This is a genomic window from Pseudomonas sp. MIL19 (assembly GCF_028680365.1).
In the GTDB taxonomy this organism is placed as follows: domain Bacteria; phylum Pseudomonadota; class Gammaproteobacteria; order Pseudomonadales; family Pseudomonadaceae; genus Aquipseudomonas; species Aquipseudomonas spirodelae.
In genome coordinates this window covers 25687-42740 of record NZ_JAPPVG010000002.1, presented here as the reverse complement: position 1 = coordinate 42740, position 17054 = coordinate 25687, and the positions used below count along the sequence as shown (strand labels likewise).

At 60.3% G+C, this 17054-nt stretch carries 16 protein-coding genes; 8 read left to right on the top strand and 8 right to left on the bottom strand.

Translation table 11 applies throughout. The features are described from left to right. Positions 1-55: 55 nt before the first annotated feature. The 3 genes from rlmM to N1078_RS02060 all read left to right on the top strand — a co-directional run bounded on the left by rlmM (position 56) and on the right by N1078_RS02060 (position 1910). On the top strand, positions 56-1111 hold the full coding sequence (rlmM, locus tag N1078_RS02070; RefSeq protein WP_274086732.1) for a 23S rRNA (cytidine(2498)-2'-O)-methyltransferase RlmM: 1056 nt from the start codon (positions 56-58) through the stop codon (positions 1109-1111). 86 nt (positions 1112-1197) lie between these two features. Then, positions 1198-1449 (top strand): sulfurtransferase TusA, encoded by a 252-nt coding sequence (gene tusA / locus N1078_RS02065; protein WP_274086548.1) that lies wholly within the window; start codon positions 1198-1200, stop codon positions 1447-1449. Further along, positions 1449-1910: a gamma-glutamylcyclotransferase family protein gene (locus tag N1078_RS02060; protein ID WP_274086547.1), complete on the top strand. Its 462-nt coding sequence runs from the start codon at positions 1449-1451 to the stop codon at positions 1908-1910. The genes tusA and N1078_RS02060 overlap by 1 nt, the downstream gene beginning before the upstream one ends. Here the strand turns inward: N1078_RS02060 and N1078_RS02055 are convergent. Together N1078_RS02055 and N1078_RS02050 are read right to left on the bottom strand one after the other, a co-directional pair. Next, complete coding sequence (locus tag N1078_RS02055; RefSeq protein ID WP_274086546.1) at positions 1868-2950, bottom strand: DUF3080 family protein; 1083 nt, start codon at positions 2948-2950, stop codon at positions 1868-1870. The two genes, N1078_RS02060 and N1078_RS02055, sit on opposite strands and share 43 nt — an antisense overlap. Next, entirely contained in the window at positions 2950-4329 is a 1380-nt protein-coding gene (locus N1078_RS02050) for an MATE family efflux transporter (RefSeq protein ID WP_274086545.1), read from the bottom strand. Before N1078_RS02050 ends, N1078_RS02055 begins: the two co-directional genes overlap by 1 nt. A 154-nt stretch (positions 4330-4483) precedes the next feature. On the opposite strand from N1078_RS02050, the gene pdxB reads away from it, so the two are divergent. Beyond that, the gene (pdxB, locus tag N1078_RS02045) at positions 4484-5632 is read left to right on the top strand and encodes a 4-phosphoerythronate dehydrogenase PdxB (protein WP_274086544.1); all 1149 of its coding nucleotides are present in this window, start codon (positions 4484-4486) and stop codon (positions 5630-5632) included. Positions 5633-5665: 33 nt separating this feature from the next. Here pdxB and N1078_RS02040 read toward each other — a convergent pair whose 3' ends face one another. Then, positions 5666-5842: a PA1571 family protein gene (locus N1078_RS02040; protein ID WP_337993291.1), complete on the bottom strand. Its 177-nt coding sequence runs from the start codon at positions 5840-5842 to the stop codon at positions 5666-5668. Positions 5843-5981: 139 nt separating this feature from the next. Here N1078_RS02040 and N1078_RS02035 point away from each other — a divergent pair, with 139 nt between their 5' ends. From N1078_RS02035 to N1078_RS02020, 4 genes are all read left to right on the top strand, one after another. Further along, a complete protein-coding gene (locus N1078_RS02035) occupies positions 5982-7097 on the top strand; it encodes an ATP-NAD kinase family protein (RefSeq protein WP_274086542.1) in 1116 nt (371 codons plus the stop codon). Between the two features lie 27 nt (positions 7098-7124). After that, the gene (locus tag N1078_RS02030) at positions 7125-7559 is read left to right on the top strand and encodes a thiol-disulfide oxidoreductase DCC family protein (protein ID WP_274086541.1); all 435 of its coding nucleotides are present in this window, start codon (positions 7125-7127) and stop codon (positions 7557-7559) included. A 147-nt stretch (positions 7560-7706) separates the two neighbouring features. Then, positions 7707-9479: an ABC transporter transmembrane domain-containing protein gene (locus N1078_RS02025; RefSeq protein WP_274086540.1), complete on the top strand. Its 1773-nt coding sequence runs from the start codon at positions 7707-7709 to the stop codon at positions 9477-9479. Between the two features lie 83 nt (positions 9480-9562). After that, on the top strand, positions 9563-11116 hold the full coding sequence (locus N1078_RS02020; protein WP_274086539.1) for a phospholipase D family protein: 1554 nt from the start codon (positions 9563-9565) through the stop codon (positions 11114-11116). 57 nt (positions 11117-11173) lie between these two features. Here the strand turns inward: N1078_RS02020 and rhtA are convergent, their stop codons facing one another. From rhtA to N1078_RS01995, 5 genes are all read right to left on the bottom strand, one after another. Continuing rightward, a complete protein-coding gene (rhtA, locus tag N1078_RS02015; RefSeq protein WP_274086538.1) occupies positions 11174-12046 on the bottom strand; it encodes a threonine/homoserine exporter RhtA in 873 nt (290 codons plus the stop codon). 276 nt (positions 12047-12322) lie between these two features. Further along, entirely contained in the window at positions 12323-13090 is a 768-nt protein-coding gene (locus N1078_RS02010) for an SDR family oxidoreductase (protein ID WP_274086537.1), read from the bottom strand. 38 nt (positions 13091-13128) lie between these two features. Continuing rightward, the gene (locus N1078_RS02005; protein WP_274086536.1) at positions 13129-14196 is read right to left on the bottom strand and encodes a phosphotransferase family protein; all 1068 of its coding nucleotides are present in this window, start codon (positions 14194-14196) and stop codon (positions 13129-13131) included. Positions 14197-14452: 256 nt separating this feature from the next. Then, positions 14453-15304 carry an outer membrane protein OmpK gene (locus N1078_RS02000; RefSeq protein WP_274086535.1) on the bottom strand — a complete coding sequence of 284 codons (852 nt, stop codon included), beginning with the start codon at positions 15302-15304 and terminating at the stop codon, positions 14453-14455. 85 nt (positions 15305-15389) lie between these two features. Continuing rightward, positions 15390-16886, bottom strand: coding sequence for a nucleobase:cation symporter-2 family protein (locus tag N1078_RS01995; RefSeq protein ID WP_274086534.1), 1497 nt, complete (start codon positions 16884-16886; stop codon positions 15390-15392). Between the last annotated feature and the right edge of the window lie 168 nt (positions 16887-17054).

Genomic DNA, 17054 nt, shown 5'->3' with positions numbered 1-17054 from the left:
TCCCGAGTCGGCTATGATGTGCGCCTTGAGGAGAACCCCGATGAATACCCCCGCAATTAATACCCTGCTACTGCACTGCCGTCCCGGTTTCGAGAACGAGGTGTGTGCCGAGATCGCCGAGCATGCCGCGCGCCTGGATGTGGCCGGCTATGCCAAGGCCAAGCCGAGTACCGCTTGCGCTGAATTTATCTGCACCGAAGAGGATGGCGCCGAGCGTTTAATGCGTGGGGTTCGCTTCAATCAGCTGATTTTTCCGCGGCAATGGGCGCGAGGTGTGTTTATCGACCTGCCTGAGCTGGATCGTATCAGCGTGCTACTCAGCCACCTGAGCGGTTTCCCGGTGTTTGGCAGCCTGTGGCTGGAAGTGCTGGACACCAACGATGGCAAGGAACTATCGAATTTCTGCAAAAAATTCGAGGCGCCGCTGCGCAACGCCCTGACCAAGGCCGGCAAGCTGGTTGAGGATGCACACAAACCGCGCCTGCTGTTGACCTTCAAGAGCGGCCGCGAGGTGTTTGTCGGCATGGCCGAGACGAATAATTCGGCGTTGTGGCCCATGGGCATTCCACGCTTGAAGTTCCCCCGTGAGGCACCGAGTCGCTCGACCCTCAAGCTGGAAGAGGCCTGGCACACCTTTATCCCCCGCGAGCAGTGGGATGAGCGCCTGTCGGGCGACATGACCGGGGTTGATTTGGGGGCTGCACCAGGTGGCTGGACCTATCAACTGGTCAAACGCGGCATGCTGGTCACCGCCATCGACAACGGCCCAATGGCCGAAAGCCTGATGGATACCGGGTTGGTGCAGCACCTGATGGTTGATGGCTTCACCTGGAAACCCAAGCAGCCGGTGGACTGGATGGTCTGCGACATTGTCGAGAAGCCCGCGCGCAGCGCCGCCTTGCTGGAAGCCTGGATTGGTGAAGGCCACTGCCGTGAAGCGGTGGTCAACCTCAAGTTACCGATGAAGCAGCGTTACGCCGAAGTACGCCGCTTGTTGCAACGTCTGGAAGAGGGCTTTGCCGAGCGTAAGCTCAAGGTCTCGATTGCCTGCAAGCAGCTCTACCACGACCGCGAAGAGGTCACCTGCCACCTGCGTCGCCTGAGTAAATAAACCCGCTGTACTGTTTTTAACCCGCTATTTGCTGACCTTTGGCGTAACGTTGCGCCAAAATAGCGGCCTGCAACTGGAGCCCATTGATGTCTTTGCAATCCACCGCCATTCCTGATGACACCCTCGACGCCACCGGGCTTAACTGCCCGGAGCCGGTGATGATGCTGCACAACAAAGTTCGCAGCCTACAGGCCGGCGGTCTGCTCAAGGTGATCGCCACCGACCCCTCGACCCGTCGCGACATCCCCAAGTTTTGCGTGTTCTTGGGCCATGAGCTGGTCGAGCAAGCCGAAGAGGGCGCGACCTATCTGTACCTGATTCGCAAGAAACTCGACTGATGGATTGGTATTTCGCGTATGGCTCGAACATGAACCCGCTGCGCATGCAGGCGCGCGGGCTCACAGTGTTGGAGGCCCTGCCAGGCCGTCTGCCGGGTTACGGCTTGTGTTTTAACAAGCGCGCGATGGACCGTGCTCCAGGGCGGGCGTACGCCAATATTCGCCACGCGCGTGCAGGGCAGGTCGAAGTCGAAGGGGTGCTTTATCGCCTGCGGGACGCCGGCGAGATCGCCAAGCTGGATCACTTTGAAGGCACCCCGGTCTATTACAGCCGTGAGTGTTTGCCGGTTATCACCGCACATGGCGTGCAGCCGGCGTGGGTGTATATCGCCAACCCGGCCTTTCGCGAAGAGGGTTTGCTGCCCAGTGAGGACTATCTGGCGCATCTGCTCGCCGGCCGCGAGCTGTTGTCTGAGGCTTACTGGTCGGCGCTGGCGGCGTTGCCATTCCATCCCGACTGACCAGGCGCCAGCCCACAGCTGTTGAGCAGATTTTGCCAGCTGCGCATATGCCGCGCTGTCGCCAGCCGGAAATCCGCCCACAACGAGTGCTCATCTGCGCTCAGGCGCTGCAGATAGCCGCGCGTGGCGGGCGGTACCTGCGCCACCTCGCTGAGTTGGCGCAGGCTCTGACTCCAGGCTTGCCCGCGTTGGTCCACCAGCGCCAGGTAGGGCTGCAGACTGCCGGCGTAATACTTGATGAAGATGTTCTGCACAATCCGCCCGCGCGCTGTGGCCTTGCCCGTGGGGCAGATGGGCCTTTGCTGATGGCGACTTTCCAGCATCTGGCTGGCTTGATTGAGGCTGTGGCTCAGGCTGGCCAGGCTGGTGATCAGCTGACCGCCCTGATCACTGGCGTGCAGGGCAAAAAATACCGGATCCAGTTGCGCGGCGCTCGGCGGTAATACGGCGGGCAATGCGCTGCCAATAGTGGCCAGCTGCGTCAGGGCATCAAGCGCCGCAGCGTCTTCAGTGGCATTTGTCGGCAGCGCTTGGTTGGAGAAGCGCAGGTAGCGTTCAACCTCCTGGCTGGCGTTTAGGGCGTTCCAGAATACCCCCGCCAGTTGTGCGCGTTTGTCCTGAGCAAGCTGTTCCAAGGTGCCGCGCAGCTCCTGTTGTTCTTGATCGCGCAAGTAGTCAATGCAGCTGTCGATGGCCCGCAGCAGGTCGCCTTCATAGGCCAGCCGGCTGCTTGGCGTCAGTTGCTTACCCAGGCTGTTATTGCGCAGGCTGATCTGCTGTTGCAGCACCGGGCAGTAACGCGCCTCGACCAGCAGTTCGAGCAGGCTGATACGCAGTTCGGGGATGTCTATAAGGCGCTCGCGGCGCGCTGGGAGTCGATAATCCACCGGCGTGGCGGCTTCGATATTGAGCGGCGGAGCAACATCCAGTGCGTTGCTCAAACGTTTCAGGTAATCGGCCTGCAGCGCCAAACCATCATCAGTTGGCGTGCAGGCGCACAGGCACAGTGCAGTGATCAGAAACAGCAGGCGGGCTTTCATCAGGCCATCTTAGCGGCTCGAATGCGTTTGCGCGCGCTGCCGGCCAGGCGCAAAGCGAGCATGCCGCCGGCACAGGTGAGGCCGACGATTAGACCTTGCCAGAGCCCGCTCGGCCCGGTGGGTTGGCCAAACCAGTCAGTAAGCCCGAGCACATAGCCCACCGGCAAGCCGATACCCCAATAGGCGAACAGGGTCAGGATCATCGTTACTCGGGTGTCCTGATAACCGCGCAACGCACCGGCGGCGGTCACCTGAATAGCGTCGGAAAACTGGAACAACGCCGAATACACCAACAGGGTGGTCGCCACCGCGATCACGGTCGTGTCGGGTGTATAGATCTGCGCAATGTCTTCGCGCAGCAGCAGCATCAGGCTGGCCGACAGGCAGGCATAACCCAGTGCGGCGGCCATGCTCACGCCCGCAGCAAAGCGCGCTTCCCGTGGCTCACCCCGGCCCAGCGCCTGGCCTACGCGCACTGTGGCGGCCATGCCCAGGGAGTAGGGGATCATAAACACCATGGAGCTGAAGTTCAGGGCAATCTGGTGCCCGGCCACCACTGTTGCGCCCAGGCCGCCGATCAGCAGGGCGATCACGGCAAAGATGCTCGACTCGGCAAACACCGCAATACCAATCGGCAGGCCCACCGAGAGCAGGCGCTTGAGTACCTTCCACTGTGGCCATTCGAAATGGCTGAAAATTTTACTCGGCTGGTAGAACGGCGCCCATTTCACCCACCAGAGCATGCTCAGAAACATAAACGTCATTACCAGGCCCGTGGCCCAGCCGCAGCCGACGCCGCCCATGGCCGGCACACCGAGCTTGCCGTAAATGAAGATGTAATTGAGCGGGATATTCAGCGCCAGGCCACACAGACCAATGACCATGCTTGGCCGGGTATGCCCCAGACCGTCACTGAAGCAGCGCAGCACGTGGTACAGCGCCACCGCCGGGAAGCCGCAGCCCACTGCACGCAGGTAGCCCATCGCGGGCTCGATCAGCGCCGGTTCAACATCCATAAGGCGCAGGACAAATTCGGCGTTCCACAGTATCACCGCGGCGGCAACGCCCACACCCAACGCCAGCCAGAGTGCCTGACGCACCAGGGGGCCAATCTCGGTGTGCGCGCCGGAACCGAAGCGTTGCGCGACCTTCGGCGTGGTGGCCAGCAGAATGCCGGTCATCAACAGAAACACCGGTATCCAGATCGAATTGCCCAGCGCCACGGCGGCCAAATCCTGCGGGCTGACCCGTCCCGCCATCACGGTGTCGACGAAGCCCATGGCGGTATTGGCCAACTGGGCAATGATGATTGGCGTTGCCAGCTTCAGCAGGCTGCACAGTTCAGTGCGGGTGCGTTGCAGGCGGGTTTGGGCGAGCATGTCGAATATCCGGAAAATGGGGCAGAAAACCGCGCAGTCTACGCCTTGACGCCTCAGTCAGGAAAGCGTGATTTCACCTGCGCGGCAACCCTGTACAGCCTAGCCAAGTTGCCTCGGCGGGGTAGAATGCCCGACTGATTGATGGAGCCCTGCCATGCGAATAGTTGCCGACGAAAATATCCCCCTGCTGGATGAGTTCTTTGCCGGCTTCGGTGAGATACACCGGCTGCCTGGCCGCAGCATTGACGCCGCCGCTGTTGCCGAGGCCGACCTGCTGCTGGTGCGTTCGGTGACCCGGCTTGACCGTGCCTTGCTGCAAGGCACGGCGGTTAAATTTGTCGGTACGTGCACCATCGGCACCGACCATCTCGACCTCGATTACTTCCAGCAGGCCGGCATCACCTGGGCCAGTGCGCCCGGCTGTAACGCCCGTGGCGTGGTCGACTATGTGCTGGGCAGCCTGTTGCTGCTGGCTGAGCAGCAGGGCGTTGAGCTGGCGACGCGGACCTATGGCGTGATCGGTGCTGGCCAGGTCGGCAGCCGCTTGATCAAGGTGCTGCGCGCTCTGGGCTGGAATGTGTTGGTGTGCGATCCGCCACGCCAGGCGGCGGAAGTGGGAGATTACGTCAGCCTGCAGCAGGTGCTCGATGAATGTGATGTGATCAGCCTGCACACGCCACTTGAGCGCACGGGCGAGCATCCGACCCACCACCTGTTTGATAGCGCCCGTTTGGCCGCACTCAAATCCGGCAGCTGGCTGATCAATGCCAGCCGTGGTGCCGTGGTGGATAACCAGGCCTTGCGCACGTTGCTGGTACAGCGCGCTGATCTGCAGGTGGTGCTGGATGTTTGGGAGGGTGAACCGCAGGTGGATGTTGACCTGGCGGCGTTGTGCCAGATTGCCACTCCACATATCGGCGGCTATAGCCTGGACGGCAAGCTGCGCGGCACTGCGCAGATCTATCAGGCGCTGTGTCAGCACTTGGGCGTTGCAGCCAGTGTGGAACTGGCGCAGCTGATGCCCGCCGCCTGGCTAAAGAGTCTGACCATCGATGCCAGCGCTGATCCGGTCTGGACCTTAGCCAGCATTTGCCGCAGCGTGTATGACCCGCGCCGCGATGATGCGGATTTCCGGCGCAGCTTGCAGGGCGATGCAGGCGCTCGGCGCTTGGCTTTTGACCGGTTGCGCAAGCACTACCCGATGCGGCGGGAAATCGACGGGCTAGAGGTGTGCATACAAGGCAATGCCCCGGCGTTGAGCAGCCTGGTGCAGGCGTTGGGGGCGAAGCTAAATCAGCTGTAGTAAAGGGCAGCGAATGCTGCCCTGAGGGGTAGGTTACTTACGCTTGGCCGCTTGCTGCTGGGCTTTTTCCAGTGCGCTGCAGGCCTGCTGGATCATCTCTTCGGTGATCGGAACTTCCCGGCCCTGCTCGTCGATGACAGCGCCACCAACTGGCACTGGCGCGGTTTTTGGTGGTGTCTGTTGCGTGCTGTGCATGGGTTGTCTCCTCATCGATGAGCGCGATTTTATGAGTGTTAGATGACGGCGCTATGACACTTGCGACGGCATAAAGCTGGCGCAAGACACAGGGCTAAATAGCCATAGCAGGTACTGTGCCAGAATGCCGGCAGCAATTGAACATGAGGGAGTTATGGGGCTTTTCCATATTGGCTTGATCATCAATCCCCTGGCGGGGCTGGGCGGCCCAGCTGGGTTCAAGGGCAGTGACGGTATGGCGATGCAGGCCTTGGCCTTGGGGGTTGAGGCCAAGTCTGCGCAGCGTACGCAAACCGCCCTTGAGGTGTTGTTGCCGCTGCGCGAGCGCCTGGAGTTCGTCACATTCCCCGGGCCTATGGGGGCTGATTTGCTCACTGTGATGGGCTTTGCCCACCGTGTGGTCGGTGAACTGGCAGCCGAGACGAGCAGCGCTGCTGACACCCACCAGGCTGTGGCGCTGCTGCAGGACGCTGGCGTGGCGCTGATTCTGTTTGCCGGTGGCGATGGCACCGCGCGCGATATCTGCGCGGCCGTGCGTGAAGGCCAGCCGGTACTTGGGATCCCTGCCGGGGTGAAGATTCAATCTGGCGTTTATGCCATTAGCCCGCGCGCCGCTGGCGAACTGACTGCCCGTTTGGTCGAAGGCGGCCTGGTGCGCTTGAGCAGCGGTGAAGTGCGCGATATTGATGAAAGCGCTTTGCGTGAAGGTCGGGTGACCGCGCGCTGGTATGGCGAACTGACGGTGCCGCAGGAAGGCGGCTATGTGCAGCAGGTCAAGCAGGGCGGAGTGGAATCCGAAGAACTGGTGCTCGGCGACCTGGCAGATTGGCTGCAGGACAGCTGGGAAAGCGATGTGCGCTATGTGTTCGGCCCGGGCTCGACCCTGCACGGTCTAGCGCAGAACCTCGGTTTGACCACCACGCTACTTGGCGTGGATGTGATCGAGAACGGTCAGCTACTGGCCAGCGATGTAACCGAGGCGCAACTGTTTGAACTGGTTAATGGCCATCCAACACGTCTGTTGGTCACGGCCATTGGCGGGCAGGGCCATATCATCGGCCGGGGTAATCAGCAGATCAGCCCGCGGGTGTTACGTGCCATCGGCCTTGAGCACCTGCGGGTAGTCGCCACCAAGCGCAAGCTCGGCACGCTCGAAGGCCGGCCGTTGTTGGTGGACAGTGGCGACGTGCAATTGGATGCGGCTTTCCCCGATGTGGTGCGCGTATGGGCAGGCTATAAGGAAGAGCTGCTCTACCCGGTGGGGCTGTAACCGCTGCAGTAATCGGCTGAGGTGAACATGACCGATCAAGTGCCGCCACCGTCCATCCAGAACGGCGAACGAGTGGTGCTGTTTGATGGCGTGTGCAAGCTGTGCAATGGCTGGGTGAAGTTTTTAATTCGCCATGATCCGCAGCAACAGTTTCGTCTGGCGAGTGTGCAGTCCGCTGAAGGGCAGGCGCTGTTGCGCTGGTTTGCGCTGCCCACCGAGCGGTTTGGGAGCATGGTCTATGTCGAGTCTGGCGTGTTGTACCTGCGCACCGATGCATTGCTGCGCATCGTCGGCCAACTCCCCGGTTATTGGCGCTTGCTGGCCTGGTTACGGCTGATTCCGCGGGCGTTACGTAACGCCTGTTACGAGCGCATTGCCCGTAACCGGTATCGGTTATTCGGGCGCTATGACACCTGCCTGCTGCCCAGCGCTGAGCAAGCTCGACGTTTTCTGCATGACTGAGGGTCGCTGTTGCTTGATGCGGCTCTGACCCGGCCCCATCTTCTGTTATAAGCGTCTAATTCGCGGTGTGGCCACGTCCTCTGTGGGCTGGCTTAAACGCTATGCGTGTCCTTGTCTAATCGGCGTCAGCGCCCGCAGTGAGTGTCTATGCCCTCTATTCTGTCTTCCCGTCAGCGCACGGCCTTACGCATGGCTTGGCGCTTTATCGCGCCGTACCGTGGGCGCGTGCTCGGTGCCTTACTGGCGCTGATGTTCACGGCCGCGATCACCCTGTCTATGGGGCAGGGCATCAAACTGCTGGTGGATCAGGGGCTGGCAACCCAGTCGCCGGCCGCTTTGCAGCACTCCATCGGGCTGTTTTTTGTGCTGGTGTTGGCCTTGGCCATTGGCACGTTTACGCGCTTTTACCTGGTGTCGTGGATCGGTGAGCGCTTTGTCGCCGATATCCGTAAGCGCGTCTTCAATCACCTGATCGAGCTGCACCCAGGCTTTTATGAGAGCAACCGCAGCTCAGAGATTCAGTCGCGCTTAACCGCCGACACCACGCTGCTGCAATCGGTGATTGGCTCCTCACTGTCGATGGCGCTGCGTAACCTGATCATGCTGATTGGCGGCAGTGTCTTGCTGGTGGTGACCAACGCCAAACTCAGCGGCATCGTGCTGATGGCCTTGCCCCTGGTGGTGGCGCCGATTCTGATTTTTGGCCGCCGCGTGCGTGCGCTCTCGCGGCAGAGCCAGGACCGCGTCGCCGATGTCGGCAGCTATGTGGGCGAAGTGCTCGGGCAAATCAAAACCGTGCAGGCCTACAACCACCAAGCGGAAGATAAGCGGCGCTTTGGCCTGTCCGCCGAGGCCGCCTTCGACACAGCCCGTAAACGCATTGCCCAGCGTGCCTGGCTGATTACTGTGGTCATCGTGCTGGTATTGGGCGCGGTGGGGGTGATGCTCTGGGTCGGCGGCATGGACGTGATTGCCGGGCGGATTTCCGGCGGTGAGCTGGCCGCCTTCGTGTTTTACAGCCTGATTGTCGGCTCGGCCTTCGGCACCCTCAGTGAAGTGATCGGCGAGCTGCAAAGGGCCGCCGGTGCTGCCGAACGGATTGCCGAGTTGCTCCAGGCACGCAATGAAATCACCCCGCCTGCCGTTGATGGCGTGCAGCTGGCTCAGCCGGTGCAGGGCCGTATTGAGCTGCAAGGGCTGCGCTTTGCTTATCCCTCGCGCCCCGACAGCTTCGCCATTGACGGTATTGACCTGGACGTCGCACCGGGAGAAACCCTGGCCCTGGTTGGTCCGTCTGGGGCAGGCAAGTCCACGTTGTTTGATTTGCTGTTGCGGTTTTTCGATCCGCAAGAGGGGCGGATTCTGATTGATGGTCAGCCGATCAAGCAGCTGGATCCCGCCGACCTGCGCCGTAGCTTTGCCCTGGTGTCACAAAACCCAGCGCTGTTCTTCGGCAGCGTCGAGGACAATATCCGCTACGGCCGCACAGACGCGACGCTGGCTGAAGTGCAAGCCGCCGCCAAAGCCGCGAATGCCCACGGCTTTATCATGAAACTTCCGGACGGCTACCAAACCCACCTGGGTGATGCCGGATTGGGGCTTTCTGGTGGCCAGCGTCAGCGTTTGGCGATTGCCCGTGCGCTGCTGGTGGACGCGCCGATTCTGCTGCTGGATGAAGCCACCAGCGCACTGGATGCAGAAAGTGAATACCTGATCCAGCAAGCGCTGCCGCTGCTGATGCAGGGGCGCACCACGCTGGTGATCGCCCACCGTCTGGCCACGGTAAAAAGCGCCGACCGCATCGCGGTGATTGAGCACGGCAAGCTGGCGGCCATTGGCAGCCATAACGAGCTGGTAACCAGCAGCCCGCTGTATGCGCGCCTGGCGGAGCTGCAGTTCAACCATGAAGCTGAGGCTTAATACGCGCTCACTAGGCGGCACGATTTCATCCTGCCGCCTAGTTCGGTAGGCTGCAGAACTGGATTTACGCTGAGGACGCTACGATGGCCAGGATGACAAAACGCTGCAGCGCAGCGGCCACGCTAGGCATATCGCTCTTGCTGGGCGGCTGCAGCTTGCCAACCTTGGAAGGCCGGCCGGCATCCTTTGCCCTAGCGCCCGAGCAGGCGGCGCAGACGACCTTGGGCCGCGGCATCACACCGGTGTTGGAGCAGCGCGGTGATTTGAGTGGGTTTTATGCCTTGGCCGACCCGCAGGATGCGTTCGCAGCCCGTGCACTGCTCAGCCACACCGCCGAGAAAACGCTGGATGTGCAGTACTACATCTGGCGCGATGACATCACCGGAACCTTGTTACTCGAAGAACTGCACGCTGCCGCGCTGCGGGGTGTGCGTGTTCGCCTGCTGCTCGATGACAACGGCACATCGGGGCTCGACTCATGGCTGGCGGCGCTGGACAGTCATCCGCTGATTGAAGTGCGTCTGTTCAATCCCTTTTCGCTGCGCAGCCCTAAGTCTTTGGGGTTTATCACGCACTTTTCCCGTGCCAATCGGCGCATGCACAACAAATCGCTGACGGCCGACAACAGCGCCACCATTGTCGGTGGGCGCAATATCGGCGATGAGTATTTCGGCGCCAGCGATGGCGTGGTGTTCGCTGACCTCGATGTGCTGGCCATCGGCCCGGTGGTGCAGGCCACCTCGAATGATTTTGACCGCTATTGGGCGAGCGCCAGTGCTTACCCTGTCTCCGGTTTTTTGCCTGCGGCTCCGCCTGAGCGTCTGCAGCAGTTGCACGCGCGCTCCAGCCGGGTCGAGCAGAACCCCGCCGCCGCACAGTATTTGCAGGCCTTGCGCCAATTGCCGTTTATTCAGCAACTGGTGGACGGTCAGTTACCGATGGAGTGGGCGCCCGCGACTATCGTCAGCGATGACCCGGCCAAGGGCCTGGGGCAGGCTGTTGATCAAGGCTTACTGAGCAAACAGTTGGCGGTGATTCTTGGTCAACCCCAGCAGCATGTTGAGTTGGTATCGCCGTATTTCGTGCCCACAGCCGCTGGCGTTAAAGCCTTTACCGAGCTGACGGAGCAGGGCGTGAGCGTGCGTATTTTGACCAATGCGCTGGAGGCCACGGATGTCACGGCTGTGCATTCGGGGTACGCCAAGCGCCGCAAGGCATTGCTCGAAGCCGGCATCGAACTGTTCGAAATGCGCCGCGATTCGCCAACAGCAAAACCTCGGGGAAAAGCCGGCCCCTTTGGCAGCTCCGGCTCCAGCCTGCACGCCAAGACGTTTGCCGTGGACGGCAAGCAGATGTTTGTCGGTTCTTTCAACTTTGACCCGCGCTCGGTAAGCCTTAATACCGAGCTGGGCTTTGTGATTCAGAGCCCCAAGTTCGCCCAGCAGATCCAGGGCGTATTTGACGAGGGGCTGCTGCAAAGTGCCTATCAGGTGCAGTTGTCGGAGGATGGCCAGGTGTATTGGCTAGAGCAGCGGGGCGAGCAGGTTGAGCGCCTGGATAAAGAGCCTGGGACCGGCTTTTGGCAACGCGCCGGGGTCAAACTGTTGAGTTGGCTACCGATCGAGTGGCTGCTTTAGCCGTAGCTGCTGCACATTCACCACGTTATGCGGTAGCCAAACCGGCGCCCGGCTGGTCTAAAGCGCTTTGGCTTGCGGCTTGATGGTCGCCGCGGCGCCGGCTGAGGCCAAGATAATGGCGCTGATCGCCAGCCATTGGGTGAGCGTCAGGCGCTCGCTGAGAAACAACAGCCCAGAGAACGCGGCGATAGCCGGCTCCATGCTCATCAAGATGCTGAAGGTGCGGGCTGGCAAGCGGGTCAGGGCGACCATCTCCAGGCTGTAAGGCAGGGCTGAAGACAGCACCGCCACGCCGAGGGCAACCGGCAGAAGGTCGACAGAAAACATACTGCTGCCGGCCTGCCACAGGCCAATCGGGAACACCAGCAGCGCCGCGACGATGGTGCCCAGAGCCACGGTCTGTTTGCCGTGCTCGGCCCCGGCTTTTTGCCCGAAGACGATATACAGCGCCCAGCACAGCCCCGCTGCCAAAGCCAGGGCCATGCCCACGGGGTCAAGTGCCACCTGGTTTAGGCCACTGGGCAAAAGCAGCCAGAGGCCGAAAACAGCCAGGGCGACCCAAACAAAGTCCAGCAGGCGGCGTGACGACAGCAGGGCCAACCCCAGTGGCCCAGTAAATTCCAGGGCGACGGCGATACCCAGCGGGATGGTTTTCAGCGAGAGGTAGAACAGCAGGTTCATGCCGCCCAGCGACAGCCCGTAGGCCAGCAGCGAACGGCAGGACTTCAAGGTCAGCTGCGCTTGCCAGGGGCGCATCAGTACGCAGAGAATCAGTGCGCCCAGCCCCAGTCGCAGGGCGGTGGTGCCGGTTGCGCCGATTTCCGGGAACAGGCCTTTAGCCAGGGAGGCGCCGCTCTGGATCGATGTCATGGCGACCAATAGCAACAGGATTGGCAGGATCACCAGAGAGAATTGAGTTGAGCGCGGCATGCGGGACCTTATGTCTACGGTATCAATTTAGGCTTAAACCTGTGGGCGCGAGGATCATTAGGTCGCGCGACAAAGCGGATCACGCCAACGCAGCGCACCTTTCGACGTGAACAGCACACACCATAGGCCCGCCATGCATCATTGTCAGAACGGCACGCATAAAAAATCCGCTGCCAACACAGGCAGCGGATTCTGATTTGTTACGCCAAAAGGTCAAGCCATAGTGCTTATCTAAAAGGCACTAGCCCCTCTGGTGAGGTGTTGGCCGCTGAATCCTCAGGAGAGGAAACCGCCATCGACATTTAGCGCTACGCCTGTGGTGTAGCTGGACGCATCGCTCGCCAGGTACAGCACCGCGCCGGCCATTTCGCTCGGGTCGGCTACGCGCTTGAGTGGAATACGCTGCAGGGCGAGGTTGAGAATGGCGTCGTTCTTCACCAGTGCCGAGGCGAACTTGGTGTCAGTCAGGCCCGGCAGCAGGGCGTTGCAGCGGATACCAAACTGCGCACATTCCTTGGCGAAAACCTTGGTCATGCTGATCACCGCGGCCTTGGTCACCGAGTAGATGCCCTGGAACTCGCCCGGCGAAACGCCATTGATCGAGGCCACGTTGATGATGCTGCCGCCACCGTTGGCTTTCATCAGCTTGCCGCCCTCGATGGACATAAAGTAGTAGCCGCGAATATTCACATCGACGGTCTTCTGGAATGCGCCCAGGTCGGTGTCCAGTACGTTGCAGAACTGCGGGTTGGTGGCGGCGTTGTTCACCAGAATGTCGAGACGGCCGAACTGCTCCTTGATGTGCGCGAAGACGTTGGTGATTTGCTCCATTTCACCAATGTGGCAAGCCACGGCTGTAGCCTTGCCGCCATCGGCGATGATCGCGTCAGCCACTTTCTGGCAGTCGTCGATTTTGCGGCTGGAGACAATCACATGGGCGCCTTGTTGCGCCAGCAGCTTGGCTATGGCTTCGCCGATACCACGGCTGGCACCGGAGACAAAGGCGATCTTGCCGTCGAGGTCGAACAGATGAGTTTTGGACATGCGCTTTTCCCTTCTTATTAAAAGGCCTGTTCGGCCGTTTACAGCTGCGATTTATGGATGACCTGCAGGCTCATTTGCTCCAGCAGTTTGTTCATGTGAATGAACTGCGCGAAGCGTTTGTCCTGCGTCTGGCCATGGAAGTAGCGGTAGTAAATTTGCTGCACAATGCCGGCCAGACGGAACAGGCCATAGGTGTAGTAGAAGTCGATGCTTTTGATCTCGATGCCTGAGCGTTCGGCGTAGTAGTCGGCAAACTGCTGGCGAGTCAGCATGCCCGGCGCATTGCTCGGCTGGCGGCGCATTAGTTGCACCGGGGCCGGGTCGGCGGCTTCGATCCAGTAGGCGAGGGTGTTGCCCAGGTCCATCAGCGGATCGCCAATGGTGGTCAGCTCCCAGTCCAGCACACCGATAATCTCACTCGGGTTTTGCGGGTTGAGAATCACGTTATCGAAGCGGTAGTCGTTGTGCACGATGCCGGGCTTGTAGTGATCGGTGGGCATCTTGTCCTTGAGCCAGGCCTTGACCGGCTCCCACAGCGGCGCATCAGGCGTCAGGGCTTTGTCGTAGCGGTCACTCCAACCGCTGATTTGCCGCTGCACATAGCCCTCGGGCTTGCCCAGGTCGCCCAGACCGCAGGCCTGATAGTCGACGTTGTGCAGTTCAACCATCTTGTCGATAAAACTTTTGCACAGGTTGCGGGTTTGCTCTTCGCTGAAGTTCAGCTCAGCCGGCATCTCGGAACGCAGGATGATGCCGTTGACCCGTTCCATCACATAAAACTCACCGCCGATCAGCGACTCGTCCGTGCAGTGCACATAGGCTTTCGGGCAGTAGGGGAAACCGGCGTTGAGCTGATTGAGGATGCGGTACTCGCGGCCCATATCGTGGGCGGATTTGGCCTTGTGGCCAAACGGCGGGCGACGCAGCACAAGCTCCTGGTTTGGGTATTCGATCAGGTAGGTCAGGTTCGACGCCCCACCCGGGAACTGGCTGATGCGTGGTTCGCCGGTGAGGCCTGGGATATGCGCCTTGAGATACTGGTCGATGACCGCGGCGTCGAGTTCTTCGCCTTCGCGGATACGGGTGGACTGGTCAGTAAGCGCCATGTTTATCCCTTCTGCTTATGATGGGTGCCTAACATAATTAGCTAATCTAATGCGCCAGGGCATCACCCACAACCACTATGGGATGTTATAGGCCAGCGTGTTGCTGCCTAATCAAGCTGCCTGATTGATCCTCTCGCGGCGTTTGACGCAGGTCGGCTCGCTGAACGTTCGAGCCGCACAATAAAAAAGGGGATGGCTGTTATGCCATCCCCTTTTTGTTCAGGTTGCCGCCTACCCGGCAACCCGCTTTACGCGCTTAGAAGTGGTACTTCACCAGCGCCTGGAATGCGGTTTGATTGAACCCATGACCGGAGCCATCAAGCGGCTTGGCGCCATAGCGATTGCGCCACATATTGACCTCGGTACCGACGTACAGCTTACGGCCCTCGCCAAACAAGGCTTTGCCCGCATCCCATTTAACCTGAATCGAAGAGCCGACCGAGGTGCGGGTGTTGGAGGTCGAGGTTCCGGCGCGCCAGTCAATAAAACCATCAACCAGGAAGTCCTGATCACCGACAGCGAAGGGCACGGCGCCAGAGAGGGTCAGTTGGTAAGTGTGTGCGTTGTGGTTGCCACGAGCACGGTCGAAGTAGACGTTGTTGTTGGCTTTAACCCGGTACAGGTTGGCATTGAAGTAAGCAAAGCCTGGGACGTTCCAGGCCGAGCCGATGCCGTACAGGTAGTTTTCTGTACCCGCGCCGCCATTGCCTTTCTCATAGGTAAAGGCGGCGTAGACATCCTTCAACGGACCCGCAGCAAGCTTCTGACCACTCAACCAGCTGAGGCTCACGCGTGGTGAAAACTCGACGTAATAAAAGTTGTCTTTCTCGTGGTTGAAATCGCCCCGGCGCGACTGCTCGTTATCGGCCAGCACGTAGTCGGCAAAACCGAATACATCGCCCCACACCCAGCCACTGGCATGTTCGGCAGTGAAGGTGGTTTGGGTCTTCTGCTGCTCGCCGTTACGTTGACCTCTGTTGAATTTTTCGCCGTACAGGTAAGAAAGGCTGTTGTTCTGCCAAAGCAGGGCGTCAGCGGCGACCGCCTGCTGACAGCCGACAATACCGGCAGACAGCGCGATTACGCGGGCTAGATACGTTGAGTTCATGCGGTTTTCCTTATTATTGGGACGTGCATCGTTTCTCTGCACCCGGCAGCGAGCCGCCGGGTGTGTCTGGTGCGAACTAAGTCGCTCAGCCGGCGTTGTGAGCGCGGCCCGCGTGGTCGCGCAGGGCATGCGCAAGCGGTTCATGCTCATCGTTATGCGGGTTCTGCAGCACCGTGTGCAGATGCGCTTCGGGGTCGTAGAGATTGTCTTCTTGCGGAGCGTCTTCTTCGGGTAGGAACACGTTGAGCAGGATGGCGCTCAGGGCACCGATGGTGATCGGCGAGCCGAAGATGTTCTTCAGGAAGTCCGGCATCTGCGACAGCACGCCCGGTACCGCAGCCACGCCCAGGCCGAGCCCGAGGGAAATGGCCACGATCAATACGTTGCGACGATGCAGGCCCGCTTCAGCCAGAATGCGGATGCCGGCCACCGCGACCGTGCCGAACATGATCAGTGTGGCACCGCCGAGTACGGGCTTGGGCATCAGTTGCAGCACGGCGCCGAGGGCGGGGAACAAGCCCAGCAGGACGAAGATACCCGCGATGTAATAGCCCACGTGACGACTGGCAACACCGGTAAGTTGGATCACTCCATTGTTCTGGCTAAAGGTGGTCATCGGCAGGCTGTTGAAGACCGCTGCCATTGCCGAGTTGCAGCCATCAGCCAGTACGCCGGACTTGATCCGTCGTAGATACAGCGGGCCTTGTACCGGCTGCTTGGAAATGATCGAGTTGGCCGTCAGGTCGCCGGCGGTTTCCAGCGGTGTGATCAGGAAGATAACGGCGATGGGTACAAACGCCAGCCAGTCGAAGCTGAAGCCGAACTTGAAGGGCACCGGTACGCTGACCAGCGGCACATCCGCCATATTGGCGAAGTCGACGCGGCCGGTGTACCAGGCTACGACGAAACCAAGAGCCAAACCGACAATCACCGCCGAGAGGCGCACCACCTGCGATTTGAAACGGTTAAGAATGATGATTGTGCACAATACCAGCGCCGCCAGCCCCAGGTGATGCAAGGCCCCCAGGTCTGGCGCGCCGTAGCCGCCGGCGATGTCGGTCATGGCCACTTTGATCAGCGACAAGCCAATCAGGCAAATAATGGTGCCGGTCACCACCGGGGTCACGATTTTGCGCAACTTGGTCATCACCTGGCTAAAGGCGATTTCCACGAAGGCCGCGCAGAAGCACACGCCAAATAAGGTCGAGAGAATTTCCTCGGGGCTACCGCCGCGGGATTTGACGATCATCCCCGCACTGAGAATCGCACTCAAAAAGGCGAAGCTGGTGCCCTGCAAGCACAACAGGCCGGAGCCAATCGGGCCAATACGCTTGGCCTGGACGAAGGTGCCGAGGCCCGACACAAACAACGCCATGCTCACCAGGTAGGGCACGTAGGCACCTAGGCCAAGCACGCTTCCGACAATCAGGGTGGGGGTGATGACGCCAACGAAGCTCGCTAGCACGTGTTGCAGCGCAGCAAAGAGGGCGGGGCCAAAGGAGGGGCGATCATCCAGCTGGTAGATCAGGTCGTTGCTGCCAGCAGACGGCGCTGCGGCGCTAGGGGTACTAGTCGTGGTCATATTTGAGCCTGCCAGTTGTTTTTATATGGTCATGGGCTTGGCGAGGCTTCACGGCGCCTCCGCTCTGGAGGCGAAAACAGTGTCCGCACGCTCAGAGTGGTTCGACTATAGCAACCTGTGTACACATGAGAAAACAATTTATTTAATGATTGTGCACATAAAATGAAT

Coding starts and splice junctions, on each gene's coding strand:
- tusA (WP_274086548.1), top strand. CDS start 1,198: ATGTCTTTGCAATCCACCGCCATTCCTGATGACACCCTCGACGCCACC.
- N1078_RS02060 (WP_274086547.1), top strand. CDS start 1,449: ATGGATTGGTATTTCGCGTATGGCTCGAACATGAACCCGCTGCGCATG.
- N1078_RS02055 (WP_274086546.1), bottom strand. CDS start 2,950: ATGAAAGCCCGCCTGCTGTTTCTGATCACTGCACTGTGCCTGTGCGCC.
- N1078_RS02050 (WP_274086545.1), bottom strand. CDS start 4,329: ATGCTCGCCCAAACCCGCCTGCAACGCACCCGCACTGAACTGTGCAGC.
- pdxB (WP_274086544.1), top strand. CDS start 4,484: ATGCGAATAGTTGCCGACGAAAATATCCCCCTGCTGGATGAGTTCTTT.
- N1078_RS02040 (WP_337993291.1), bottom strand. CDS start 5,842: ATGAGGAGACAACCCATGCACAGCACGCAACAGACACCACCAAAAACC.
- N1078_RS02035 (WP_274086542.1), top strand. CDS start 5,982: ATGGGGCTTTTCCATATTGGCTTGATCATCAATCCCCTGGCGGGGCTG.
- N1078_RS02030 (WP_274086541.1), top strand. CDS start 7,125: ATGACCGATCAAGTGCCGCCACCGTCCATCCAGAACGGCGAACGAGTG.
- N1078_RS02025 (WP_274086540.1), top strand. CDS start 7,707: ATGCCCTCTATTCTGTCTTCCCGTCAGCGCACGGCCTTACGCATGGCT.
- N1078_RS02020 (WP_274086539.1), top strand. CDS start 9,563: ATGGCCAGGATGACAAAACGCTGCAGCGCAGCGGCCACGCTAGGCATA.
- rhtA (WP_274086538.1), bottom strand. CDS start 12,046: ATGCCGCGCTCAACTCAATTCTCTCTGGTGATCCTGCCAATCCTGTTG.
- N1078_RS02010 (WP_274086537.1), bottom strand. CDS start 13,090: ATGTCCAAAACTCATCTGTTCGACCTCGACGGCAAGATCGCCTTTGTC.
- N1078_RS02005 (WP_274086536.1), bottom strand. CDS start 14,196: ATGGCGCTTACTGACCAGTCCACCCGTATCCGCGAAGGCGAAGAACTC.
- N1078_RS02000 (WP_274086535.1), bottom strand. CDS start 15,304: ATGAACTCAACGTATCTAGCCCGCGTAATCGCGCTGTCTGCCGGTATT.
- N1078_RS01995 (WP_274086534.1), bottom strand. CDS start 16,886: ATGACCACGACTAGTACCCCTAGCGCCGCAGCGCCGTCTGCTGGCAGC.